Origin of the sequence: Pradoshia sp. D12, from assembly GCF_008935075.1 — a bacterium.
Lineage (GTDB): Bacteria > Bacillota > Bacilli > Bacillales > Pradoshiaceae > Pradoshia.
On sequence record NZ_CP044545.1, the window covers coordinates 2,008,459 to 2,033,005 of the forward strand.

The following is a 24,547-nucleotide window of genomic DNA, read 5'->3' on the forward strand; positions in this document are numbered from 1 at the left end:
TAGTTCACTCTACAATTCTTTCAATAATAGTAGCATTCGCCATTCCTGCTCCCTCACAAATGGCCTGTAATCCATATCTACCCTCTATCCGTTCTAATTCATGCATTAATGTGATCATGACGCGAGCGCCACTCGCTCCTAACGGATGACCAAGAGCAATAGCTCCTCCATTAACATTTAATTTTTCTGGGTCAGCTCCAAGCTCCTCCATCCAGCATAAAGGAACAGGCGCGAATGCTTCATTTACCTCGTATAAATCCATATCATTAATGGTCAAACCGCCCTTTTTTAATACCATTTTAGTAGCCTCAATTGGACCTGTAAGCATTAAGGTTGGGTCAGAGCCTATTACTGTTCTGGAGATAATTTTAAAGCGTGGTTTTAATCCCAATTGGATCGCTTTCTCTTTTGACATAATAAGAAGTGCTGCAGCACCATCACTCATTTGACTCGCGTTACCCGCATGAATGACTCCGTTTTCTTTAAAGACGGTGGGCAAAGTGGCCAGTTTCTCCATTGAAGATTCACGACGCGGTCCTTCATCATGAGTAACTATAGTTTTAGACCTATCATCATTAACTACTTCTACTGGTATGATTTCTCGTTCAAAACGTCCTTCGTCCTGAGCTCGGATAGCCTTTTGATGACTTTTAATTGAAAATTCATCTAGTTGATTTCGGCTAAACCCCCATTTTTCTGCTATTCTCTCTGCAGACAATCCCTGGTTAATTAATTCATAACGCGAAGATAGTTCATCACTCGGTTTTGCATGTAATCTATTTGAACCCATTGGTACGCGCGTCATACTTTCAACTCCACCTGCAATTACAATATCCATATCACCGCTTAAAATAGCCTGTGCAGCAAAATGAACTGCCTGTTGACTCGAGCCGCATTGACGATCAATCGTTGTGGCAGGTACATGGATTGGGAAATCGGCCATCAGTACAGCTGATCTTGCAATGTTTATGGCTTGTTCTTCAACCTGAGAAACACAGCCAATAATAACATCTTCAACCAAACCACTTGAAATACCAGCTTTCTCGGTAAGTTTACGTAAAACTCCTGCAAGTAAATCATCAGGGCGAACTGAACTGAATACCCCCTTTCTTTTCCCGACTGGAGTCCTGACTGCTTCCACAATAACCGCTTCTCTCATTAGAAGTTCCTCCTTTAAAATTCACCGTGAAAATCAAATAACTGTGTTTAGATTTATATCTTAGTAGCTGTTGTTGAAGGTAATGTGTCTAATGCTTTCTCATATTCCTGTTGCAATGTTTTAATAATAGACTCTATTGGTTGAATATCTTTAATCGACCCCACTCCTTGGCCTGCAGACCAAATATCCTTCCAGGCTTTTGCTTCATTTTGTTTACGAACTACATTCATTTCGCTTTTCCCCGGTAGGTTAGCTGGATCCAAGCCAGCTTTTTTGATACTTGGTGTGAGGTAATTTGCATTCACTCCACTAAAGGTATCCGTATAAATAATATCGCTGGCATTCGATTCAATTAACATTTCTTTATACCCTTCTTTAGTAACCGCTTCCAAAGAAGCGATAAACCGAGTTCCCATATAAACAAAATCAGCACCAAGCACTTTTGCCGCAAGAATTTCTTGTCCGTTTGATATACAACCTGCTAAAATAATGATTCCATCCCAAAATTGTTTAACTTCAGCTATAAAGGCAAACGGATTTAATGTACCTCCATGACCACCCGCGCCATTGCAAACGAGAATTAACCCATCTACTCCGGCCTCAGCTGCTTTTTTTGCATGCTTAATGCTTATAACATCAGAAAATACCAGCCCGCCATATTCATGGACGATCTCAACTTCATTAACCGGTTTTCCAAGCGACGTAATGACGATAGGTGGTTGGTATTTCTTTATTAACGCTAAATCACTTTCATAACGATGATTAGTCGAATGAACAATTAAGTTTACTCCCCAGGGTGCTACTTTTTTGTTTGTATTTTCATTTTGTAACTTTACATGTCCATCCTTTATTTCTTGAAACCATTCCTCCAATTGCTCCTCAGTTCGTGCATTTAATGTTGGAAAAGTACCAATAACTCCAGCCCTACAACTTGCCAGTACCATTTCAGGAGTAGATATAATAAACATTGGTGAAACAATAATCGGTAAAGCTGTTTGCTCCACTAATTCTTTGACACTTTCTTTTTTCATTTGTTCTCCACCTCCAAGTTTTTATCATTTTTTGATTTTACAAATACAAAGTTCGGTTTTGGAATAAATAGAATTCTGTTGTCAATTTGATATTTTGAGAAAAGATTATGTAGAGTTTTAATAAAAATCACTGCATATAATACTTTTTCAACAACAGTTAGATATTTCCTTTAAATTGACCATAAAATGATTGTGCTTTCTGTTTAACTATCTATATACATGGTCCTGCCTTGATATTTATCGACATGCAATTCATAAAGAATATAAAAATAGGACTTCACTTGGAAAGAAATATTCCTGGTGAAGTCCTCTGAAAGGGTTATAGATAGCACTGTCTATAAATGATTAAAACCAAGTCCTAATGTTTCCTGTTCAATCCCTTTTTCCTCTGAATCAGACCGTCCATAAATGCAAACACCAATCCATTCATTGCCCGTGCTTATTTTTTTATTTTTACCTCTTACTATGCCATAGGTTAAATCAACTTTTTTAAGTAAGTCACCTACTTGAATGGTCCCTCTGCCGACTCCTTGTACTGCCTCTAAAATGGTATGATATAACGTATTTCGTTCATTGTATGAATCCGAATTAATAATTCCCTTTGTTTCTGCACTTGCTTCAATGACAGAAATGACTTTATTTAAGTCGATAGATCCTATACTTCCTACGGTATACCGGCAATTCTCCATATTTAACTGCTTCTTTATCAATTCTCCCGCTTCATTGTTATGTAAGAGTACCAATAAAGAAGTTAACTTGCCCATCGTAAAATCGTGATCCTGAATGATCATCTTTAGCACCCCCTCAGTAAATAAAGCAATTGCCAAGTGAGAATAAATTGTCTTTAAACCATTTTAATAATCACAACTTAATATTTCGTTTATTAGTGCTTTTTATACTTATAAACAAACGAATTCTTGGGAGCTAACTAAATTGAACATCTTTATCCCATTACTATATATGTATTTTAATTCGAATCGATTTATTTATGTTTTTTAATAGGAGGGATCTTTTTTCAAATTTTCATTTGCATCCCTTTAAATCATAAATACGTAAACTTAAGGTGTAATTCAATCTATACATGCAAAACAGACCGACTTGCTATGCAAATCAGTCTGCCTGTTGAAACCTAATTTTATTTTGCTATTTATTTAGAATCCTGACCCTTATATTTTCTTAACTGGACCAAAATGATCCTCTAAAGCAACCTGCAGTATGCCGATTGAACGTTCCAGCTCTTTTTTCATTAACTTTCGGTAAATTTCTAATTCTTCTTTCCCTTTATCCGTTAAATAATAAATAAAAACTTCTTGAACATTTTCTTGCGGATCGCCGAGTATTTCGGTTCTTTTTTTTACGAATCCGGCTTTATACAATTCTTTATAGGTTTTATAAATTTCCGTATGGGTTGGCGAATAGCCAAATGGTTTAAATTTTTCTCTTAAATCATTTAACACCATGGAACCATAGTCCCTTGGATGAGAAGCAATCTCCAGTAGATAAAGCTTTAAAAATGCTTTTTGTTTTAATAAGAATCCTCTGTTCATTCCCCTCACCTCTTACATTAGACATCACTTTTAATCTTATATTATCAAATTTTTTCTTTCTTGGTGGGTTTTGTGATTTTTTCTTGGTGGCTGGGTTTTTAGAAAAAAACTATGAAGATTTGGAACATAGTTTGTTTAGTTCTTATTAATAAAAACATATGTTATTTTCTCTCATAAAAAGTAATTTTAAATGTTACCGGAGTTATTATACTTTTAGTGTTAATTCATTGAAGTTTATTATCTTAAAGTTAGAATGAACCATTAAAAAAGCGGACCCGCATGCTTAAAGCATGTAGATCCGCATGTTTTTCGTGGACTGAATATAATTTCAATATATCAATGACCGTATATTACAGTCTTGTATCCCACTTATTACACCAAACGTTTTCATTTGGTGTACCATGGAATTCTGATTCACCCATGATCTTGTCAATAACCGCTTTAATTGTGATTTCAGTATCTTTGTATGCATTAATATAGCATTTTACCATTGGCACATCAGTTAAGTGTGTTGTGAAGTTCAATGATACGAATACGGTTGGAACTTCATGTACATACCAAGGGATCTCGTTTGCCATAGCCGTTTTCCATCTGATACGGTAGTTGTTTTCTGCACCATAACCGATGACATTGGCAAATACAAGAGCTGCATCTACTTCTTCACGATATTTTAATGTTGGGCCTTTAACACGAGTGTCACCTTCGTTAACGGTTACTTCAAAGCCTCTGCTTTCAAGCTCTTTCACAATATAGTTAAGAGTTTTGTCATCGCCTTCATAAATGCCGCCTTTTTCTCCTTCTAAGAAATACAGACGAATACGTTTATGTGTTTCTGGGCGAATTGGCAATTGATCCAATGTGTTTTTAACAAGCGTAATTCCTTTATCTGCAGCTTGTTTAGCACGCTCGATATGATCTTCACAGCCAATTACTTTTAAGTCTTCTTCATTGCGGAAGATGGAACCGTCTTTTTGCGCTTTGTGCAAGCCTAGTGTCGCTTTAAAGCCCAGGATTCTTTCTAATGCATCTTGAAGTCGTTCTTCTGTAATGATTCCATTTTTGTAACCATTTAACATGAAGTTGTAGTCTTCATCAATATCGTTGAAGAACAAGAACATATCACAGCCTGCTGCAATGGATTGCGGTACATATTCTTCACGTCTCATCGCTGCTGTCATACCAAGCATATGAGATGCATCAGTCAAGACTAGACCGTTGAAGCCTAATTTGCCTTTTAGGAGACCATTAATTAATTCTGGCGCTAACGTAGCTGGCAAGATATCACGGTCTTCTAATTCAGGTACTAATGCTTTTTGATATTCTGGCAAAGCAATATGCCCGGCCATAATAGAGTGTACACCGTTCTCAATATGATTACGGTATACTTCACCGAAGGATTTTTCCCATTCGTCTACAGATAATTCATTTACGCCCATGACTAAATGCTGGTCGCGTTCTTCTGTTCCATCACCAGGCCAGTGCTTAATGCAAACACCAACATTACTTTCTGTTAACCCTTTAATGTATGAATTTGTGTGCTTGATAACCGGTTCAGCAGTTGTACCGTAAGCACGAGTATTTACGATTGTATTTCTCCAGTTTTTTAGGATATCCACACATGGGTCGAAGTTCCAGTTAACACCAACCGCATGCGCTTCACGACCACTTACATAACCGGCATCAAAGGATAATTGTTCATCACCAGAAGCTTCACACATAGCAGCTGAGGCCACATATGTACCATCGTTTACCGCACCATTACCGCCTGCATCACAGTTCGCTGCTACTAGTAATGGAATTTTGGAATCCTTTTGAAGTTCGTTGATAAGTGCTTGTACTTTATCGGATGTAGCCCCCATATAACGAGCCCCGCCGATATGGTATTTTTCAAGCAGTTCTTTGTTTGTGAATGTATTACCGCTGAATTTATCATCACCAAAGAAGAATAGGTTAATAAATAACTGACCGATCTTCTCTTCTGTAGTCATTCCAGCGATTGTATCTTTAACCCATTTAATATCTTCATCAGATAGATTATATGGCTTTGCTTTTAGATCAACCTTTGGCATTGGGATGTTTTTAGCAATTTTTTGAATCATCTGGACTTCCTCCAAACCTTATTTTAAGTTATCGTTGAATTCCTTAATCAATTGTTCTTGGTATTCTCCTGCAAAGCTGCCGTCTAAGAATTTAGCCAAAGCTTCGTTTTGAAAACGATCCCAAGAGAATTTCTCTTTACCAACAAGAATTGGGTAATAAAGAACGTCATTTACCTCAGCAGCAGATAAATCTCCAGGAGCATCACCGATCATCAATACACGAGTGTTTTCATAACCGAATTTTTTCAATTGCTCTATGCAGTAAGCTTTAGTACCAGCTTCTTGTCCAAGCATGACATCAACATGTACGTTTAGTTCATGTCTTGTCCATTCATCAAGTACAGCTGCACCATTTGCTGATGATACAATCGCTACATCTGCTACATTATTAGCAGCTGCTAAGCCTTCTTTAGCACCTTCAACAGGTTTATCATTTCCAGCCAGTTCTTCCTCAATCGTACGATTAACCGCATGGCTCCACTCTAAAGCTTTCTTTAATTGCTCATCATTTGTTTCAGCAATCGCTCTTTCAAGTGATGGATTGGAAAGTTCATTCGTTGTTTCAGCCCATTTTTTGAAAGAAGTGATATCAGGCATTTCAATGCCTTCTTTTTCTAAAGCTTCGAAAGTAGCGACAACCCCTTTAAAGCGGTTGATTCCTCTTGTTCTTGTGTAAAGGTTGATATCATTCCATACTTTTAGGAAACGATCTTTAATGTGATGAAGCTCCCATACATCTACTGCACGCGGTCCAAATGCTTCTTCGTGTTTTACACCCATCGTATCCATTGCGCAACCATCGGAATCAACGCATACTAAAAAGTCTTTTGTTTTAACAAATTCTTTGATGTTGTCCTTCATTTCTATACTCTCCTTCTATATGAATAAGCCGATACGAATTCTTACTTGGAAGATTCGCATCGACTTATTTTAATCATTAGCGATTATTTTTATTTACTGCTTCCCATAATCCAATTAGGTAAGTAGCACCTAATGCACGATCATATAAACCGTAACCAGGCTTACCAGTTTCGCCCCAGATCATACGACCGTGGTCAGGACGGATTGGTCCTTCATAGTTGAAGTCTTTCATTGCTTTAATCACTTCATACATATCAACAGAACCATACTCAGATGGGTGAGCACTTTCTTCGAATGACATTCCGCCTGTTAATTTAACGTTGCGGGCATGTACAAAGTTTACGCGGTCTTTCTTACCAAAGTAACGAAGCATTTCTGGGAAATCGTTATTTGGGTGAGAACCAAGTGAACCGCTGCACATTGTTAAACCGTTATATGGGCTGTCATATAGGTTAACGAATCTTTCTAGGTTTTCTTTGTTTGTGATGATACGTGGTAATCCAAAGATATCAAATGGCGGATCATCTGGGTGGATTGCCATTTTTACGCCAGCTTCTTCTGCAACTGGAATAATTTCTTTAATGAAATACTCAAGGTTTTCCCAAAGTTTTTCATGATCAACATTTTTGTAGTGATCAAATAATTGTTGCAGGTCTTCTTTTTTATAGCTGGAATCCCAACCTGGTAAAGAAAGTTCACCTGTTAGTGGATCCATTTTCTTAGCTACTTCTTCTTCGAAGATAAGAGCTGTAGAACCATCTGGAAGACGGTATTCTAAATCTGTACGTGTCCAGTCAAAGATTGGCATGAAGTTGTAGCACACAACTGGGATACCAGCTTTACCAAGGTTACGTAAAGTCGTTTTGTAGTTCTCGATATATTTGTCACGAGTTGGCAAACCAATTTTGATATCTTCATGAACCGGTACGCTCTCGATAACAGAGATGTGCATACCAGCATCTTCTACAGTCTTTTTCAATTCTTCGATTTTATCCATCGGCCAAGCTTCACCAACCGGGATATCATAAATAGCTGTTACAATTCCTTTCATACCTGGAATTTGACGGATGTATTCCAAAGGAATACTATCAGTTTTTCCATACCAACGGAATGACATTTCCATAGTAAGTTTCCTCCTAAAAATTATTGAAGATCTATATTAAAATAGTTCTTAGCGTTATTAAAGCAGATGTTTTCAATTAAGTTTTGCAGCAATGCCGGATCATTTGGAATTTCGCCAGATTCTACCCAAGTACCTATTAAGTTACATAGAATGCGGCGGAAGTATTCATGTCTGCTATAAGAGATAAAGCTACGTGAATCTGTCAGCATCCCTACAAAGTGACTTAATAATCCTTGATCAGCTAAAGCTGTCATTTGGCGAATCATGCCTGGTTTAGTGTCATTGAACCACCAACCAGAACCAAATTGGATTTTACCCGCGATTCCTTCTTCGTTTGTTTGGAAGTTTTGAATCGTTGTACCAATCAGTTCGTTATAAACAGGATTCAAATTATACACAATTGTTCTAGGCAGGGAATCCCTGATTTCTAACGCGTCTAGCAGCGCATTTAATGGTGCGGCTACTTCGCCTTGATCACTGATGGAGTCAAAGCCTGCATCAGGTCCTAATCTTTTGAACATTTTTGTGTTGTTATTGCGGATTGCACCAAAGTGAAGCTGCATTGCCCAGCCTCTTTCTGTGTAGGCCTTTGCAAGAGCAATCATGATGGCTGTCTTGAATTTATTTTCATCCTCTAGGCTTACAGCTTTACCGCTACGGCCAGATTGATAAATTCCATCTAATTCGCTTTCATCGAATTCAGCAAATGGAACCTCTGATAGGCCATGGTCAGAAATTCTGCAGCCTTTTTCGTGGAAATATTGAACTCGATCCAATAGAGCCGCAATATAATCCGCATAAGTTGCTAATGATTTGTCAGCAACCTTTTCAAGAGTCTCCACGAATGGAACGAATGTAGCTTTATTGATTTCCAATCCTTTGTCAGGTCGGAATGAAGGAAGAACCTTCACTGGGAAATCAGGCAATTCAGCGATTTGCGCATGATACATAAGATCATCCGTCGGATCATCTGTCGTGCCAATTACTTTTACATTTGAGCGTTTGATGAGTTCGCGAACAGAAAAATCATCTTGCTGCAACAATTCATTACAACGGTTCCAAATGCTTTCCCATGTTTGTTCGTTTAATAATTCTTCAATACCGAAGTAGTTTTTTAACTCAATATGAGTCCAGTGATACAAAGCGTTTCCAACTGTATATGGAACAGTTTTAGCCCAAGCCTCAAACTTCTCCTTCGGATCGGCATCACCAGTAACATACTTTTCAGGAATCCCATGTGCTCTCATTGCTCTCCATTTATAATGGTCACCTTCGAGCCATAGTTCAGTTATATTTTTAAATTTACGATTCTCTGCAATATCCTTTGGGGATAAATGGCAGTGGTAATCATAAATAGGCATATTCTTAGCGTATTCATGATACAACTTCACAGCTGTTTCATTTTGCAATATAAAGTTTTCATGTATAAATGAACTCATCCGCTTTACCCTCCTTTATGTAGCAGGTCTTGATTATTTATTTTGAAGTGTTGCTAAATGGTCCATAAACTCTCTTGCAACTGCTTGGACAGAGCTGTAATCTCCATCTTTCACATTCTTCGTTAAGGCACTTCCGATACCTACTGCAAATGCACCAACTTCGATCCAGTCAGCCAAGTTATCCTTGCTAACACCGCCTGAAGGCATCATTTGAACATGTGGAAGTGGTCCGTGTACATCCTTAATGAAGGATTTGCCAAGAAGGCTTCCAGGAAACATTTTGATAACATCAGAACCGTATGTAACAGCCTCCATTACTTCAGTTACGGATCCGCAACCTGGTAAGTAAGGAACACAATAACGATTACACATTAATGAAATGTTTTTATCAAAGTGTGGACTCACGATATAGCGTGCACCCTTCATAATAGCAAGACGAGCTGTAGCTTCATCTAATACTGTTCCAGCACCAATGATCATGTTGTCATCATTCATGCTTGCAAGTTCAGCAATAACGTCACCTGCATCAGGTGTTGTAAATGTAATTTCTAAAGAACGAATACCGCCTGCATATGCTTGTTTAGCAATTTCAACAGCTTCTTCTTTTGTCTTACCGCGAACAACTGCTACAACATAGCCTTTGCGCATTTCATTTAATACTTCAAATTTTGGTAACATAACATTCACACTCCAGTTTTCGAGTCGATATCAACAAAACAAATAGCGATAGATTAATCGCTATTTGTTTTCAATTTTTTAGCCCTAATTAAACACCAGAATATGCAGAGAACGCACCATCAACTGGGATGATTACGCCATTAACAAAGCTGGATGCTTCATGGCTTGCAAGGTATAACATTGTTCCAACAAGCTCTTCCGCTTCACCAAAACGATCCATCGGCGTATTGCGAAGGATTTTCTCAGAACGCTCAGTGTAAGAGCCATCTTCGTTTTTCAACAATTTTTCATTTTGTGCTGTAACGAAGAATCCTGGAGCAATTGCATTAACACGGATTCCAACTTTAGACATGTGAACCGCTAACCATTGTGTAAAGTTACTTACTGCAGCTTTCGCACCGCTGTAAGCAGGAATTTTTGTTAATGGTGTGTATGCATTCATAGAAGATACATTGATGATTGTTGCACCTTTACGATTTACCATATCACTTGCAAATTCTTGAGAAGGTAATAAAGTACCTAAGAAATTCAAGTTGAATACGAATTGAACTCCTTCTGGATCTAAATCGAAGAAAGTGATTGTATCTTTCAATTGACCATTCAAATCTTCTGGGAATAAATATTCTTTAGTAGTAGTTCCAAGTGGATGGTTACCACCAGCACCGTTGATTAAGATATCGCAAAGTCCTAATTTTTCTTTTACAACTGCGTGTGCAGCTTTTAGGCTTTCTTTGTCTAATACGTTTGCTTCAACACCAATCGCAATTCCGCCTTTTTGGCGAACTTCTTCAGCTTTCTTTTCAGCATTTTCTAAAGCGCGGTCAAGAATGGCAACTTTCGCTCCACATGCAGCCAAAGCATCAACAAATGCTCCGCAAAGGATTCCAGCGCCGCCTGTAACAACCGCAACTTTATCTGTTAAATCAACTTTAAAAGGTAAAGTAGTCATTTCGTCATACCTCCATATATTTGCATTGAAATTTTCATAAACACTATGTATACGTGTTATTGCATGCTTGTATACTAGCATACTTGACGAGTTATATCAATAATTTATTTTTCTAAATTTGAACATAACTCATACATTAAATGCCCATTACTTATCATGCTCTACCAGATTCAAAGTATGTACGTAATTCATTAAATACTCTTCCTTTTACATCCTTTTCTTCTTTTTACAAATTCCCCAATAACAAAAAAAGATAGCCCATTTAAGAGCTATCTCTTTACTAATTATTTTTTACGTCTTTCAGCAATATCAATTGCAAGTTGCTCTGTACGTTTCTTGTTTAATGGGTACAAGAACATTAGGATTAAGAAAATAACTGCATAGAACAACGCTGGTGCTAATGTACCAAGTGCATGAATTCCATTTAACGTACCTTCTGTTTGTGTTTCAAGTGCTGCATTGTAACCAACTGCAGCGATCAAGAAACCGCCAAGACCACCAGCAACGGCTTGACCTACTTTACGAGCGAAGGAGTAAACTGAATAAATCGTTGCATCTTCACGTAAACCAGTTAAGAACTCATGATAATCAATAACATCCGTTACAAACGCCCAAATAACAACGTTTAAGAATGCTGTACCAAACATACCAAGTGCTGCAATCCATACAAATGTCATTGCATCAATATCTTTCAGCATGAATAGTACGAAGTAAATGATAGCCGCAAATCCCATACCAATAGAAGCAATTTCTTTTTTACCGAAACGAGCAACTAATGGTTTAACCAACGGCATTGCTATAAATGCTGTAACTGTAGTCATAACACCAACAAGACTTAACGCTGCAGTGCTAGTGAAATAATCTTTAAATAGGTATACGTTTACTGCTCCCATAAGCATGCTGTTTGTCATGAATAATAAAGATGCAGTTAAAATCCAAATAAGTGGTTTGTTTTGACCGATCGCTTTAAGCGTTTTACGAAGATCCATTTTTTCTGCATCATTTGTTTCAGGAACGATACGTTCAGTTGTTAATTTGTAGCAACCGATGTAACAAGAAATTGCCAACACACCAAAGATACAAGCAGCCATAAACATACGATTTGCATCGATTTTGTTATCAACAAAGACAATCATTGGTCCGACTGCATTGATGATCAAGCTCGCAAGCATCATACCAGCTGTTCTGTAAGTAGATAAAGAAGTACGTTCAACTGGATTATCTGTCATAACAGAAGCCATAGATCCGTAAGGAATATTAACTGTACTGTACAAAGTACCCCAAACGATATATGTTACGAACGCCCATGCCAAGTAGAAACCATCACCCATACCAGGAATCGTAACGAACATTAAAACCCCTGAGAAAACTAATGGGAATGACATTCTTAGTACCCATGGTCTAAATTTACCATTTTTAGTTGGTTTTCTAGTGTCAATAAAACGTCCCCAAGTTACGTCTGCTACTGCGTCCCATAAACGAGCAGCCATGAAGAGCGCACCAACTGTCGCTGCATTGATGCCAAAAATATCGGTATAGAATACCATTAAGTAAGCACTTACCAATAAGAAAAAGAAATCGTTTCCAAAGTCACCTAATAGATATCCAATTTTGTCCCTCATGCCGAAAGGACGAACATTAGGAGTAGGGTTTTCTTTTGGTGAGCCTTGTTTTTTCAAAGCTTCTGCACTCATTTAATTACCTCCAAATACTATAATAGTTATAAATGACGAAAATACCGCCAAGCAGGTTCAAACACTTACACTCCATACTTCCATCAATCTTTTGTAAACAGTAAAGGCTTCTTAACTGGTAGTATATACTTACTCCTAAATTTTATTTACATTTCATTTTGCTCATTATTTCACAAAGAAAAGTAAAATAAAATGCAGGAGGTAAAATTGTTCTAAAACTGATCATTAATATTTCGTGTAAAAATAAATTATAATTACTATTGCTCATTATTTCACAAACAAGAGTAAAATAAATGTTTGAAACTTCTTCTTGGTTCAAACTATGTTTCGTTCATTTACACTAGTATACTAGCATGCGCATGATAAGATTAAAAGACCTTTTTTTAATTTTTTAGGAGGTAAAATAAACCAAACAAGAATCCTCACTAATTTTTCTGTTTCCGTTTTCATAATCAAAACTTTAAACGGTACAAAGCTGAACAGATAATGACTTACGTTTTTCTAGCTTATAAAGGGTCTTATTACTTCTCTCCTCATATGCATATAATCATCCTCTTATCACCGCTTAATCTAATGAGAAATCAATATAGAATGTTTTTGGAAAAGCGAGCAACAAAGCCTCTGATTTGTCCTAATCTAACAGGATTCAAAAAGCTATTAAGGAGTACTAGCTGAAGTACCAGTGTAATTTCCATAAAGTGCAAATTATTTGACTTGTCAGACGGGAAGCGTAATATCAAATTATCATTTAAATTTGGAGGTGAAGGTTACTTTCACTCTATAGTAGCCAATAGGTTCATGAAATATTTAGTCATATGCTCGCAAATCCTTGTTCTTTTCCTTTTTTATTATATCGGTGTATTCATACAAGAGCTGCTTAGCATTCCAGTCCCCGCAAGTATTATCGGGTTATTATTACTGTTAGTTTGCTTAAAATTCAAAGTAATTCCAGTTGAATATATTAACCGTGGAGCTGGTTTTTTAATTGCTTTCTTGCCTTTGTTATTTGTTCCAATCTGTATCGGTGTTATAAAGTATCCCGAGCTATTCTCCTCTAAAGGTTTCATTATTATGTTTGTCGTATTTATTAGTACAATCTTTACCCTGCTGATATCCGGAGGAACCAGTCAGATTCTCGAAAATTCAGTGAACAAACGAAAGGATCAAAATAAATGGGGAAATTACTGATTGCCATTTCGATTATTATTATAACTGTCATCATATTTCTTTTATTGAATAAACTGTATATCCGATTTTCCAATCCATTTCTTTTGCCAATCTTAACAACAACCATTTTAATTGTTTGCATCCTTTCAGTTTTTAATATTTCTTATGATACATACATGATTGGCGGAGAGTGGATTAATCAATTACTTGGTCCTGCAGTAGTTGCACTTGCTTTTCCGCTTTATAAACAATGGAGAATGTTGAAAGATCATATATTCGTCATTTTAGGAGGTGTCTTTCTTGGCGTATTGGCAGGAATGGTTAGCGGACTTCTATTTAGTAAGCTGGCTGGTGTAGCCGAAGAGACTGCCGTTTCCATATTGCCAAAATCATTAACTACACCAGTTGCTGTACAGATCTCCGAGGAATTAGGCGGGGTTCCAGCATTAACAGCTATTTTTGTCATGATAGCAGGTCTAACCGGAGCTATTTTAGGGCCGCTTATTTTAAATCTATTCCACATAACAAATCCCGTTAGTAAAGGGATTGCTTTGGGCAGCGCATCCCATGCAATTGGTACCTCAAAGGCATTTGAATTCGGTGAATTAACCTTTTCCATGAGTTCTATCTCCATGACATTAAGCGCTGTTTTTGGTTCCATTGTAGGACCAATTATCATGAACCTCTTAATTAACTAGGGGTAAAAAAAGTCCGTTTTTGCTGAAACGGACTTTTCATATACTTTGCGCTACCTCTTTAATCCCGTAATTTTCGTTCTCAATTTGTTTCACCTTATCGCTGCATTCCTGTAATTGTTGATTCAGTTTGATAAGCTCCTTTTCATATTTACTTTTAATCTTATTCTCCGTTTCAATCATGAAATCAATATCCGTTAATTCCTTCTGTATTTGTTTAATCCCAATTCGATCAGCCCGTTTAAAGTCACTATCCGAATCTAAAATATCTCGGACTAAGCTCTCAAGAAGCTCATCCACTTTTTTCTCTTTACCAAGCTGATCAAGTGTCACTGACATATTCAGCAATTTATTAGTAAATTGTTTGATTAAACTGGTTTCCAATATTTCATTGCTTTTGGATGCAGCTAATTGGTTTAATTTTTTTTGGATGTGAATGTACTCAGTACGATGTTTTTCAAAACTTTGATTTATCGTCAACTCATTTATATCCATAAAAAGGAGTGTTGATTTAAGCTTGTACATTTCGATATTCAATCGTTCCTGAATATGTTTTTTTTGATTTGCAAATTCGTTTATCCGCTGCCGGGATTTATGGACAGATGAACTCATTTCGATATGTTTCATTTCTAATAAATCAGAATGATACTCCAATTGACGGTATTCCTCTACCCTTCTTTTCCATTCATTCAGGAATAAAACTGGACTGGATACAGAATTTTCATCGCATAAATACGCTAAAGTTATCTGCATTAGGATAAAAGGCATTAGCCTTTTTTTTATGGCATGATGCTGATAGTTTATTTGAAGGACTCTGCCTCCAAGGACATAGGGTGTAATAAAATATGGAGAAGTTAATAATTTTGTCGTAGGGGAAATATTTTCTTGATTGATTAATGGGATATTCATTGGAAGCTTTTCATTGTAGTTCATTAAAAGCTTTGTAAACATATCAAAAAATGAAGGAAGACTGATATTTGATACCTGAATAAGTAAAGTGGATAATTCTATTTCTTTAAAAACCTCAATTGACAAATAATTTGCAGGCAATTGTTGAAGAAGGATCCATTTTTCATCCTCTGAGAGCTGAATTATAAATTCATATATAGTGTTTAAAAAATCCTGCTGATCCTCAACTGAAAGATTTTGAAAGCGATATTCCACCTCATAAAATAGCTGTCTGAGCTGATAGTGAATAATGTGATGGATCCTTGTAAACTCAATTTGTTCCGTGTTTTGAAGGAATGATTTTTCCTGATTTATATATATTTGATATACTTTTTCAACAATTTCTTCACATTGATTATCCACATGGAAAGCTTCACTATAATAAACACCTTCTAGTTCAAGTGTTTTATTCATTTCCTGAAACAAACTGACCTGCAATGCCTCATCTGAGAGATGAATATATTCATCGGTTTTTTCAAGAAGGCAGTTTACATAATCAGTGTTATGTTTCCTAGAAATGATTTTGTTAAAATTAAATGGGATTAGTTCTTTTAGATTTAAATTCGTTAATAAACTATAAATGATTCGTAAATCGGCTCCTTTCAACGAATAGATACTGTTAGATAATAAAGTTCCATCCATATAACTCACTCTCCCGACCTTAACAGATAGAAACATTTTAACATGGAAATAGTTGTTAATATACGTGTGAGTGTAAATCTTTTTCAATTTAATTAAGATTGATAAAAGTGTAATTCATAAAAAGCGGGACAAAGAATGGTTTAACTACACCATGAATAATCACTGCATAAAAAACAGCATCCATATCCCTAAAAGGTAAAATGGATGCTGCATTATTTTCGTTTCTAGTAAACTTCATCATTCATTTTCTTTGATTGTTCAGCACAAACCTCCATCGCTTTAATGACAGAACTTCTGAATCCTTGTGCCTCCAGTTCTGTGATGGCAGCAATCGTTGCACCACCTGGGGAGCAAACTTGATCCTTCAGTTCTGCTGGATGAATCCCTGTTTCCAAAGCGAGTTTTGCCGATCCCATAATGGTTTGTTCAGCCATTCGATAGGCCTTTTTTCGATCTATCCCTAATTTCACAGCTGCATCTGCCATTGCTTCAATTAATACGAAAATATAGGCTGGAGAAGAACCGCATAAAGCAATAAACGCTTCGAAATCATCTTCTTTAAGAATTTCATATTCTCCAAACACACTAAATAACTGGCAGATTTCCTCTAACTCTTCTCCTGTGACATGGTCATTTGGACAAATAGCTGTCATCCCTGCATTCACCAGGACAGGAGTATTAGGCATAGACAATATAAATTTTGATTCTGCTCCAATCCATTCATCCATTTGCTTTATTTTAACTCCGGCAGCAATCGAAATAAGAATCTTCTTATCAGTAACATATTCTCTTATTTCTTTAATAACTTCTTCATATTGGTTTGGATTAACTGCTAAAAAGATTATATCTGAATTTAGGACAACTTCTTTATTATCCAGAGTTGTATGAATCGGCCACTTTTCCGAAATAGCAACTTTTGATTCTTCTGAGCGCACAGATACCAACAATTGATCAGCGAGTTTTTGATTACTGTTAATCAAAGAACCAACCATCGCTTTTCCCATATTTCCACAGCCAATAAAACCTATTCTCTTATTCATGCTTCAACACCTATTCTTCCTCATTTGCCACTATTCTAACATAAAACAAGTAAAAAATAGAAAATTAGGATTAGCGCGCTCATTCCCATGTAGCTATGTATGGTCAGTAATCAGTTTCTTTTCATAATGACCCAGTGCTAACAGAGGAAAAATATAATTATAGCTTTCATAAATGATATAAAAACCACCCCGTAAACCGAGACCTGTTGGATACCTGTTTGCATTAGGATGGTATAACTCTTCATTTATTAAAAAGTTAACCCCTTTCTGAATGGTTGGTGAAGTTGCCCGCTTAACTGCTAAGAGAGCATCCAATGCCCAGGCTGTCTGGGATGGAGTACTGTAGGACAATGGGATATAACGTTCTTTATCTGCACTCATACAGGATTCTCCCCATCCTCCATCTTTCAGCTGGATAGACTCCAGCCATCTGATTGCTTTTTGGATAGAAGGGTGCTCAGGCTTGATTCCGATTGCACATAGTCCAGTCACCGCTGCCCACGTTCCATAAATATAACAAACACCCCATTTTCCATACCAGCTACCATCTGATAATTGTTCTTTCAGAAGCCAGGCAGCTGCTCTTTTAATAAAGGAATGGTCATGTGTTAATCCAGCATAATTACCCATAAATTCTAAAACACGACCTGTCAGGTCTGAGGTAGAATCGTCAATGATGGCATCCTTTGCATTTTCAATTGGTAGATAAGCAAATAAAGAATTATAGGCATCTTTTTCAAAGGCTCCCCATCCTCCATCCTTATTTTGCATGCCCTTCAAATACGAGAAACCTTTTTTCCAAGCAAGATTTGCTTGTTGGTTCAATTTACTTTGCTTTGTTAATGCTCGTAAAACCGCACTTGTATCATCATTATCCGGTATATAATGATTGCTGTCAGAAAATCCCCATCCCCCAGGAATCACATCTGGAGCATGTACTGTCCAATCCCCTCTCGTGCTTTGTTGTTTTTTCAGCAAATACGCATTTGCTCGATCGATAACAGGATGGGTTGCCTTAACCCCCGCTTCTTGTAAGGAATAGCTTAATAAAGCTGTATCCCACACCAGGGAGGGTGAATTTTGCAAATGAAGGCCATAAGGTGTATCCGTTAAATAGCTCTTCATTCCCTCCATCGCCTTAAGAATAATCGGTGAGTTTCGTTTATACCCTAAGGCAAGTAAAGCATAAATCATATAACAGGTAGCCGAACTATAACTATACAGTGTCCCATTTTTCTCAACCCGGTCAATCATTAGCTTTTCTGCAGATTGATAGCCTGCTTTTTGCCAAGAGGATGGAGAAAAATTGAGGATCTTTAGTTGATTAATCAATTGTTCTGTCTGAAAAAAACGTTCCTCTCTAAACCATCCACCTTCTTGTCCATCAAGGAAACTCTTATCTATCCCCTTGTGTTCATACATAAATCGTTTATTAATGCAGATGGTCATAGGAGTTAAATGCACTCTGGCATAGTTACTGCATTGATACATGTTAAAAGGTACATGGGGCGGGAGCATAAAATAACTCATCGGAAATTTAAAAAAGCTTGGATAATTATACATTCCATTGACTGCGAGCATCATTTTAGTCATAAAGTGAGATTTTGATACTCCACCATGCTTAATTATAAATTGTTCAGCTCGCTTCATCTCCTCATCCATCCGAGTAAATTTGCCTGACACAAGCAGGGCTGTATAAGATTGAACGGTGGCAGATAAATTACCATCCTTCTCATCCGGATAGATACTCCAAGACCCATTATCATTTTGAGTGCGCAGCAGCCGTTTCACTAGTTGATGCATTAATTCTTCTTCATCTATTCCTAAGGTCCGTATAAGTAAGATCATAAAACAATCCGTTAATGAAGATCCTTCAAAGTTGAATGTCCATGAACCTGATTGATTTTGTGTTTTTTCCAGCCTTTCTAGCTTGGAGGCTATATACTTCTCAACGTTAGATTTTGTCATAACTATCTTATCACCCCAAAAAACTATTTGGATTTTCCTATCTCGCTAAAATTACTAAGGGGTATCACAATCGATTCATTTTTGATTGAAAAGTCTCGATAATATCTCATGCATCCTGCGTAGGCTGCTGCACTTTGTTCATCTATCTGATAACCTCTCATAAAAAGCGCTTTACTGGCTTGAATGATTTCAGTTTTCGTAATGGTCTGTAAGTGTCCATCTGTCTCTTTAATCATTTTTATCAATTCTTTATATAGGGGTTGAGGGATAGATACCGCTTTACTTTTTACAGGCAGAGAAGTTGATTGAATGTCGACAATGATAAATCTGGGGAGTTTTCCTATTAAATGATGTTCTAAAAGATCCTTAAATCCATAATAAGTACCTACTGCTAACATACTGGTTTCAACCGAGAACGTAACGATATCAGGATGACGGTGTCCCAACTGCTCCCATATCTCATATGCATATGTTTTTGCTCCCTCAATCATATAGGGGTGAAAGTCGGGTAAAATAAAATTATTTGCAGCAGATTCTTGATCAGAAACAAAATCGCTTACTCTGACTCCTTCATTTCTGTGTGCATCCACCAGCTGACAGGCTGTATTTTCAGGTAAAGCTAACTCACAGGCAATTTGAGCATGTTTTGCATATTTAGCAACAGAAAGACTCATACAAGTGGCTTCCGTTATAAGGATGTTTTGTATCTTTTTCTCTAGTAACTTAGTCACTAATAATGCTGAGCATCTATCTATATAAGATCGGCTTGGTAAAGTGTTTTCTAATTTTAAGTAGATGTGCTGATTGTCCGAGTCCAATTTATCGAGCACGGTATTCCCCTCACCTAGTGATACCTTCTCCCATGCACGTTTGTTTGCTTGTACTGATACTACTAGATAGTACTTCCACATCGTCTGGTTCTCACCAACAATCCAATTATCCTTAAAAATGCTTTTACTTGTTTTGATTATTAACAGACCGCCGCATGTACAACAATTTTTATCCGTTTCCTCCATGAATAGCTCCTGGCAATCTACACAAATAAATTGAATTTCACTCATTCCTGCTCCTCTCGTTAATCAGTTAATCAACATATTAAGATGGAAAAGTTTACGTTTTTCATTTATGATGATGGTATTAATAAAAATATGGAGGCGATTAGATGATTGATGTATTTCATGGAACCTCTACTACCAATTATGAAAAAATTCTCGATAAAGGCCTTACACTACGGACCTCTTTCAGTCATGGAAAAAAGCATGGTGATGCTATTTATGCCACGACACGTAAACATTGGGCTAAAAAGTTTGGACCAAACATCATAGAGTTTCGCGTCAATACGGAACACTTCTTATTTATTGAAGATGAGGACTATGCTAAATTATATGATTCATTTACCAATGAATTCGTACAACCTTACGAAACGATAAGTGCATATATATACCATAAACAATTCGATAAAATTCGTAATTTATCTGGAGTTAATAACAGAACAAACATTAAATTATTTATTAGAGATACCGAATTTAAAATAGGCAGCTTGCTTCGCGAAATGCTCACCTCTAACGGCTACAAAGGTATTGTTATCTCATCAGAAGACAGTAAAGGTCCATTTTATGATCTGACAATTTATGACCTTAGCTGTATTAGCATGTAAACCACCTCCTTTTTACTTATTCGAGAAACCTCACCACTATCCTCATGGCGTTTTTTTAAAACTGTTTCCTGCTGAATAATAAGTTTATAGATACTAAATGGTTAAATAAGGTTAATTTCAAGAATATGTATATATTCTGCAAATTAAAGTTGTTATAATATTAACCAGAATACATAAACTTTCGAAAAAGATTGGAGGAGATTTGTTGGCTAAACAGCATTCACTAACTGAATACCTTATTCCAGGCAGTCTGTTAACTGGCCTTGGAATTGGACTATCCATTGGGTCTCCAGGTGTAGGGTGTCTTGTTGGTTTGGGCGGTGGCTTCCTATTAACGTCAATATGCAATATTTTTTTGGATGGACAATCCAAACTATTAGGGATAGAAGAACTCGAACAAAGAATCAGTAAACTTGAAGAGAACGCAAAAAAGAACGGATGAATGGTGAATAGTCGCACCATCTTCGTTCTTTTTTCTTTGTGATTATTTAAGTTTTAACCTTACTTGATTTAAATAATTTCCCCTTATATGATCATGTGATTCTTGTTCAAACAATTGATCATATACCTATTCGAAACTTTCCTTTTTCAACTCTCGGTTATACACTTCGAACAATTTTTCCACTGAAATACCATTGATTTTCATTCCTGTTATCTTACTTTCCGTGATTTCCAGATTACTTAGGTCACAATTCCTAATCTTTGATTCCTGGAGGTCACATCTTTCAAAGGATATCGGATTTTTGTCATCTCCAAGATTTGTGTCCATAAATTCGATTCCTGCAAGGGTAACTAATCTCATTTTAGAAAAGGATAGGTTTAAATCTGCAAAATAGGAGTGTTTTAAATTTATGTTTTGGAATTTTGACTGACTAAGATTACAGTTACTGAAATGAGTACTTCTCAAGTTACTGTTACTAAAAGAACTCTCTTCTAAGTTGACTTGGTACCATTCTGTATATGCCATATCACAATTTTCATATGGTTTATTTGAAATATCATGATTTTCTACCAAATTATCAGATTTTGTCAAACTCTCTTTCCTCTTTATGTAGCAAAACTCATCTTCCGACTTAAAGATCGTTTTATAGCCCAATTTCTCGTAAAAATGGTGATTATTAAGCTGTCTGCTGGATGTCTCAAGGTCCCATTGTCTTACGCTTGGAAATTTCTCCTCTATTAATTCCATTACTCTGGAACCGATTTTGAGATTCTGAAAATCTGGATCAACGTATATACGGTCTATTCTTCCATATGACTTACCGGTAATCGTCACGATAACTCCACCAACTATAGCCTCTTTATAGATGATTTTGTAATAGGATAATTCTTCGATCATATATTAAGTCATTTCAACTGAAGTATAGCCAGGAGGCTGGATATTGCAATCCACAATCTCTTGATCTATAAGCCATCTTTTTGCTTCTTCATCAAATGTTTTCTTCATTAGTTCTGTTAATTTTTCAGCGTCACAAAAGATTGCTTTTTCAATTGTTAACAAGTTGTAATCTCCTTTTTCAAAATTCGTATGGATAAACTGATGAATAGTTCTAAATTTTGTAACTATCAAGTGAATTCTACCATAATTTACAAGTTGCACGTCATTTATTTAGTTATTTGTTTAAGAATACAAACAATATAAACTGAAGTATTTATAGTCGGGTATAACCATCTCTATATTGCACAAAATGTAAAATAGAATATAACAAGGAGTCTAATATATGCAAAAAATTTTGTATCGTATAATATGGGTATTGATTTTATTAGGCATAAATCTTTGTGCCCTTCCCATTTCGATTTATTCGATCTTCGCAGTTGAAAAAGGGACAAACATTACCACAATGGACTATACTTTGGCAATTACCATTATGGTTATCAGTAATTTCATTACACTCCAGCTCTTCATTGCCATAAAAAAGAATCAAAAACAGAACGCAATTTATGGAATAATCATTGCTGTCACTCAAATAATTGCCTTCATTTTATTCATGCATTTGTATGAGATTGCAGGCATAATCATCTTTTTACTTTCACTCATTGCATCTGTTACCATGATCATAAAAACCTGGAGAAACAAAAACCCAGCCTTGATGTAAGGCTGGGTTAATTGTTTAAGCTTGTTGTAACACTGCTACAATTTCATTAATTTTTTTAGCTCCAAAGACTACTTGTTCATCATTAATAATCATGGCTGGAACACTCATTACTTTATATTTCTTTTTAATATCTTGGAAGTTGCTGATATCAATCATTTCTGCTTCGACATTTGGGTTTTCAATTGCAATTCTTTGAGCACCGACAACAACATCAGGGCAGTAGTGGCATGATAAAGATACCATAATCTTAATATTTGCTTTTTTATCGATTGCCTGAATAGACTGCTTGATTGAGGAATCTAACGCTTGTCCAGGACCTGCCAGGTTATAAATGGCCAAGATAAAGGAATTAAGCTCATGTCCTCCCGGTACACCATGGAACTTCACGCCACTGTAATTCCCTTTATGATCAAGCAACGAAACAACCGGGAATTTATCAGCATTGATTTTCGTTTCCATTTCAGTATTTTCGCCTTTTGGATAAACTTCCAGATGAAGTTTATCGCCAAGTTCAGCAACATCGATCAAGAAATCACGTAATTCTACAGATTTAGGCATACTTTCATCCACAATACTTACTAATGTTACATCATTCTCCATTTTGGCAAAAATACCTTTTAGTTGTCCTTTGATGGCATCGCTTAGTAAGCTGCTCTTACCACTTTTAGCTGTTTCTTTTGGTGCAGATTCTTTTTTCTCTGCCGGTTTTTCTTCTTTTGGCTCATCTACAATGCCAAGACGCTCTTTTTCTTCAGCAACATATTTCTGTACGTCTGTTCCGGCAATCGCCCCATCGGCAACAGCTGTAATAACTTGACGTAAAGATTTTGGACGAAGATCTCCAACAGCATATACACCTTTAATATTTGTTCTCATTTCTTCATCTGTAATAATGTAACCACGTTCATCCATTTCTACATGACCTTTAAAGATCTCTGTCTTAGGCTGATATCCCACGAAAACAAATACACCGAATGCGCCATCTTCTTCTTTCGCTGTGTATTCCCATTCTTCCTTCGTTACATTATTAATAAATCGGGCATGCTGAACCATCTCCACCCCTGAAACCTCAAGCAATTCCGTATTAAATTTAACTTCTATATGTTCGTTGGCAAAAACCTTATCTGCGATAGAAGGAGCACAAGTAAACTCAGGTTCACGAGCAATAATGGTAACCTTGCTGGCAAAACGGGTTAAATACATCGCTTCTTCAGCTGCGGCAAATCCTGCTCCAATGACAAACACTTCTAATCCTTCGAAGAATTCACCATCGCATGTTGAACAGTAGGCAACACCACGGCCCGTGAATTCTGCTTCTCCAGGGAATCCAAGTTTACGAGGACCTGCACCTGCTGCAATGATTACAGATCTTGCCTGATACTCGCCATTGATCGTTTTGATTATTTTAACTTCTCCGGATAGGTCAACATCCGTAACATCTGTTTTGGTAAATTTAACACCAAAATCTTCACATTGTTTTTTCATTTCTTCTATTAATAAAGGTCCAGTCGTCTTACGAACACCCGGATAGTTAACAATTTCATTTGTCGTTGCAGCTTGGCCACCCATATTTCCTTTTTCAATAATAAGAGTGTTTAATTTTCCACGTCCGGCATAAATACCCGCTGACAATCCAGCAGGACCTCCGCCAATGATAATTAAATCTAAAATTCCTTTTGTCAAAATACTCACCTAATTTAGTAAACTTTTTAATAAAAAAGGTACTTATCATTTTAAGTACCTCATTTGATCAT

22 protein-coding genes and 1 pseudogene are annotated in these 24,547 nt (G+C 36.6%); 5 read left to right on the plus strand and 18 right to left on the minus strand.

Annotation, left to right across the window (positions count from 1 at the left end):
* Window positions 1-4 precede the first annotated feature (4 nt).
* The 11 genes from F7984_RS09675 to F7984_RS09725 form a co-directional block, all read right to left on the minus strand.
* Window positions 5-1,159, minus strand: coding sequence for a thiolase family protein (locus tag F7984_RS09675; protein ID WP_140461490.1), 1,155 nt, complete (start codon window positions 1,157-1,159; stop codon window positions 5-7).
* Window positions 1,160-1,212: 53 nt separating this feature from the next.
* Window positions 1,213-2,190, minus strand: coding sequence for an NAD(P)H-dependent flavin oxidoreductase (locus F7984_RS09680; protein WP_140461491.1), 978 nt, complete (start codon window positions 2,188-2,190; stop codon window positions 1,213-1,215).
* 335 nt (window positions 2,191-2,525) lie between these two features.
* On the minus strand, window positions 2,526-2,981 hold the full coding sequence (locus F7984_RS09685; protein ID WP_140461492.1) for a HutP family protein: 456 nt from the start codon (window positions 2,979-2,981) through the stop codon (window positions 2,526-2,528).
* Window positions 2,982-3,356: 375 nt separating this feature from the next.
* Window positions 3,357-3,737, minus strand: a complete 381-nt coding sequence (locus tag F7984_RS09690; protein ID WP_066103674.1) for a helix-turn-helix domain-containing protein — start codon at window positions 3,735-3,737, stop codon at window positions 3,357-3,359.
* Between the two features lie 350 nt (window positions 3,738-4,087).
* Complete coding sequence (locus F7984_RS09695) at window positions 4,088-5,836, minus strand: glycoside hydrolase family 3 protein (RefSeq protein WP_225983567.1); 1,749 nt, start codon at window positions 5,834-5,836, stop codon at window positions 4,088-4,090.
* An 18-nt stretch (window positions 5,837-5,854) separates the two neighbouring features.
* The gene (locus F7984_RS09700; RefSeq protein ID WP_066103672.1) at window positions 5,855-6,697 is read right to left on the minus strand and encodes an HAD family hydrolase; all 843 of its coding nucleotides are present in this window, start codon (window positions 6,695-6,697) and stop codon (window positions 5,855-5,857) included.
* Window positions 6,698-6,773: 76 nt separating this feature from the next.
* Entirely contained in the window at window positions 6,774-7,820 is a 1,047-nt protein-coding gene (uxuA, locus tag F7984_RS09705; protein ID WP_066103670.1) for a mannonate dehydratase, read from the minus strand.
* 20 nt (window positions 7,821-7,840) lie between these two features.
* On the minus strand, window positions 7,841-9,259 hold the full coding sequence (gene uxaC / locus F7984_RS09710; protein WP_066103668.1) for a glucuronate isomerase: 1,419 nt from the start codon (window positions 9,257-9,259) through the stop codon (window positions 7,841-7,843).
* Window positions 9,260-9,292: 33 nt separating this feature from the next.
* Complete coding sequence (locus F7984_RS09715) at window positions 9,293-9,937, minus strand: bifunctional 2-keto-4-hydroxyglutarate aldolase/2-keto-3-deoxy-6-phosphogluconate aldolase (RefSeq protein ID WP_066103666.1); 645 nt, start codon at window positions 9,935-9,937, stop codon at window positions 9,293-9,295.
* Between the two features lie 88 nt (window positions 9,938-10,025).
* The gene (locus F7984_RS09720) at window positions 10,026-10,886 is read right to left on the minus strand and encodes an SDR family oxidoreductase (RefSeq protein ID WP_066103664.1); all 861 of its coding nucleotides are present in this window, start codon (window positions 10,884-10,886) and stop codon (window positions 10,026-10,028) included.
* A gap of 284 nt (window positions 10,887-11,170) precedes the next feature.
* The gene (locus F7984_RS09725) at window positions 11,171-12,580 is read right to left on the minus strand and encodes an MFS transporter (RefSeq protein ID WP_066103662.1); all 1,410 of its coding nucleotides are present in this window, start codon (window positions 12,578-12,580) and stop codon (window positions 11,171-11,173) included.
* A 798-nt stretch (window positions 12,581-13,378) separates the two neighbouring features.
* Between F7984_RS09725 and F7984_RS09730 the strand changes: the two genes are divergently transcribed.
* A complete protein-coding gene (locus tag F7984_RS09730; protein ID WP_140461493.1) occupies window positions 13,379-13,768 on the plus strand; it encodes a CidA/LrgA family protein in 390 nt (129 codons plus the stop codon).
* A complete protein-coding gene (locus tag F7984_RS09735) occupies window positions 13,753-14,445 on the plus strand; it encodes an LrgB family protein (protein WP_140461494.1) in 693 nt (230 codons plus the stop codon). Before F7984_RS09730 ends, F7984_RS09735 begins: the two co-directional genes overlap by 16 nt.
* A 36-nt stretch (window positions 14,446-14,481) precedes the next feature.
* Here the strand turns inward: F7984_RS09735 and F7984_RS09740 are convergent, their stop codons facing one another.
* The 5 genes from F7984_RS09740 to F7984_RS09755 form a co-directional block, all read right to left on the minus strand.
* Window positions 14,482-16,032: a hypothetical protein gene (locus tag F7984_RS09740; protein WP_140461495.1), complete on the minus strand. Its 1,551-nt coding sequence runs from the start codon at window positions 16,030-16,032 to the stop codon at window positions 14,482-14,484.
* Between the two features lie 88 nt (window positions 16,033-16,120).
* Complete coding sequence (locus F7984_RS19060) at window positions 16,121-16,273, minus strand: hypothetical protein (protein WP_192796796.1); 153 nt, start codon at window positions 16,271-16,273, stop codon at window positions 16,121-16,123.
* On the minus strand, window positions 16,257-17,072 hold the full coding sequence (proC, locus tag F7984_RS09745) for a pyrroline-5-carboxylate reductase (RefSeq protein ID WP_139891893.1): 816 nt from the start codon (window positions 17,070-17,072) through the stop codon (window positions 16,257-16,259). The genes F7984_RS19060 and proC overlap by 17 nt, the downstream gene beginning before the upstream one ends.
* Before the next feature lie 93 nt (window positions 17,073-17,165).
* On the minus strand, window positions 17,166-19,040 hold the full coding sequence (gene shc, locus F7984_RS09750; RefSeq protein WP_140461496.1) for a squalene--hopene cyclase: 1,875 nt from the start codon (window positions 19,038-19,040) through the stop codon (window positions 17,166-17,168).
* 23 nt (window positions 19,041-19,063) lie between these two features.
* The gene (locus tag F7984_RS09755) at window positions 19,064-20,101 is read right to left on the minus strand and encodes a threonine synthase (RefSeq protein ID WP_066103649.1); all 1,038 of its coding nucleotides are present in this window, start codon (window positions 20,099-20,101) and stop codon (window positions 19,064-19,066) included.
* Window positions 20,102-20,202: 101 nt separating this feature from the next.
* Between F7984_RS09755 and F7984_RS09760 the strand changes: the two genes are divergently transcribed.
* Complete coding sequence (locus tag F7984_RS09760) at window positions 20,203-20,697, plus strand: hypothetical protein (RefSeq protein ID WP_066103647.1); 495 nt, start codon at window positions 20,203-20,205, stop codon at window positions 20,695-20,697.
* A gap of 205 nt (window positions 20,698-20,902) precedes the next feature.
* Window positions 20,903-21,139 carry a hypothetical protein gene (locus F7984_RS09765; RefSeq protein WP_066103644.1) on the plus strand — a complete coding sequence of 79 codons (237 nt, stop codon included), beginning with the start codon at window positions 20,903-20,905 and terminating at the stop codon, window positions 21,137-21,139.
* A gap of 126 nt (window positions 21,140-21,265) precedes the next feature.
* Here F7984_RS09765 and F7984_RS09770 read toward each other — a convergent pair.
* A pseudogene (locus F7984_RS09770) lies at window positions 21,266-22,144 on the minus strand (GNAT family N-acetyltransferase).
* 274 nt (window positions 22,145-22,418) lie between these two features.
* On the opposite strand from F7984_RS09770, the gene F7984_RS09775 reads away from it, so the two are divergent.
* A complete protein-coding gene (locus tag F7984_RS09775) occupies window positions 22,419-22,793 on the plus strand; it encodes a hypothetical protein (protein ID WP_139891888.1) in 375 nt (124 codons plus the stop codon).
* Between the two features lie 15 nt (window positions 22,794-22,808).
* Here the strand turns inward: F7984_RS09775 and F7984_RS09780 are convergent, their stop codons facing one another.
* The gene (locus tag F7984_RS09780; RefSeq protein ID WP_225983568.1) at window positions 22,809-24,485 is read right to left on the minus strand and encodes an FAD-dependent oxidoreductase; all 1,677 of its coding nucleotides are present in this window, start codon (window positions 24,483-24,485) and stop codon (window positions 22,809-22,811) included.
* Window positions 24,486-24,547: the final 62 nt, after the last annotated feature.

Bases quoted from the DNA above. Each gene is read 5' to 3' on its own strand.
- F7984_RS09675 (WP_140461490.1), bottom strand. From the start codon at position 1,159: ATGAGAGAAGCGGTTATTGTGGAAGCAGTCAGGACTCCAGTCGGGAAA.
- F7984_RS09680 (WP_140461491.1), bottom strand. From the start codon at position 2,190: ATGAAAAAAGAAAGTGTCAAAGAATTAGTGGAGCAAACAGCTTTACCG.
- F7984_RS09685 (WP_140461492.1), bottom strand. From the start codon at position 2,981: ATGATCATTCAGGATCACGATTTTACGATGGGCAAGTTAACTTCTTTA.
- F7984_RS09690 (WP_066103674.1), bottom strand. From the start codon at position 3,737: ATGAACAGAGGATTCTTATTAAAACAAAAAGCATTTTTAAAGCTTTAT.
- F7984_RS09695 (WP_225983567.1), bottom strand. From the start codon at position 5,836: ATGATTCAAAAAATTGCTAAAAACATCCCAATGCCAAAGGTTGATCTA.
- F7984_RS09700 (WP_066103672.1), bottom strand. From the start codon at position 6,697: ATGAAGGACAACATCAAAGAATTTGTTAAAACAAAAGACTTTTTAGTA.
- uxuA (WP_066103670.1), bottom strand. From the start codon at position 7,820: ATGGAAATGTCATTCCGTTGGTATGGAAAAACTGATAGTATTCCTTTG.
- uxaC (WP_066103668.1), bottom strand. From the start codon at position 9,259: ATGAGTTCATTTATACATGAAAACTTTATATTGCAAAATGAAACAGCT.
- F7984_RS09715 (WP_066103666.1), bottom strand. From the start codon at position 9,937: ATGTTACCAAAATTTGAAGTATTAAATGAAATGCGCAAAGGCTATGTT.
- F7984_RS09720 (WP_066103664.1), bottom strand. From the start codon at position 10,886: ATGACTACTTTACCTTTTAAAGTTGATTTAACAGATAAAGTTGCGGTT.
- F7984_RS09725 (WP_066103662.1), bottom strand. From the start codon at position 12,580: ATGAGTGCAGAAGCTTTGAAAAAACAAGGCTCACCAAAAGAAAACCCT.
- F7984_RS09730 (WP_140461493.1), top strand. From the start codon at position 13,379: ATGAAATATTTAGTCATATGCTCGCAAATCCTTGTTCTTTTCCTTTTT.
- F7984_RS09735 (WP_140461494.1), top strand. From the start codon at position 13,753: ATGGGGAAATTACTGATTGCCATTTCGATTATTATTATAACTGTCATC.
- F7984_RS09740 (WP_140461495.1), bottom strand. From the start codon at position 16,032: ATGGATGGAACTTTATTATCTAACAGTATCTATTCGTTGAAAGGAGCC.
- F7984_RS19060 (WP_192796796.1), bottom strand. From the start codon at position 16,273: ATGATGAAGTTTACTAGAAACGAAAATAATGCAGCATCCATTTTACCT.
- proC (WP_139891893.1), bottom strand. From the start codon at position 17,072: ATGAATAAGAGAATAGGTTTTATTGGCTGTGGAAATATGGGAAAAGCG.
- shc (WP_140461496.1), bottom strand. From the start codon at position 19,040: ATGACAAAATCTAACGTTGAGAAGTATATAGCCTCCAAGCTAGAAAGG.
- F7984_RS09755 (WP_066103649.1), bottom strand. From the start codon at position 20,101: ATGAGTGAAATTCAATTTATTTGTGTAGATTGCCAGGAGCTATTCATG.
- F7984_RS09760 (WP_066103647.1), top strand. From the start codon at position 20,203: ATGATTGATGTATTTCATGGAACCTCTACTACCAATTATGAAAAAATT.
- F7984_RS09775 (WP_139891888.1), top strand. From the start codon at position 22,419: ATGCAAAAAATTTTGTATCGTATAATATGGGTATTGATTTTATTAGGC.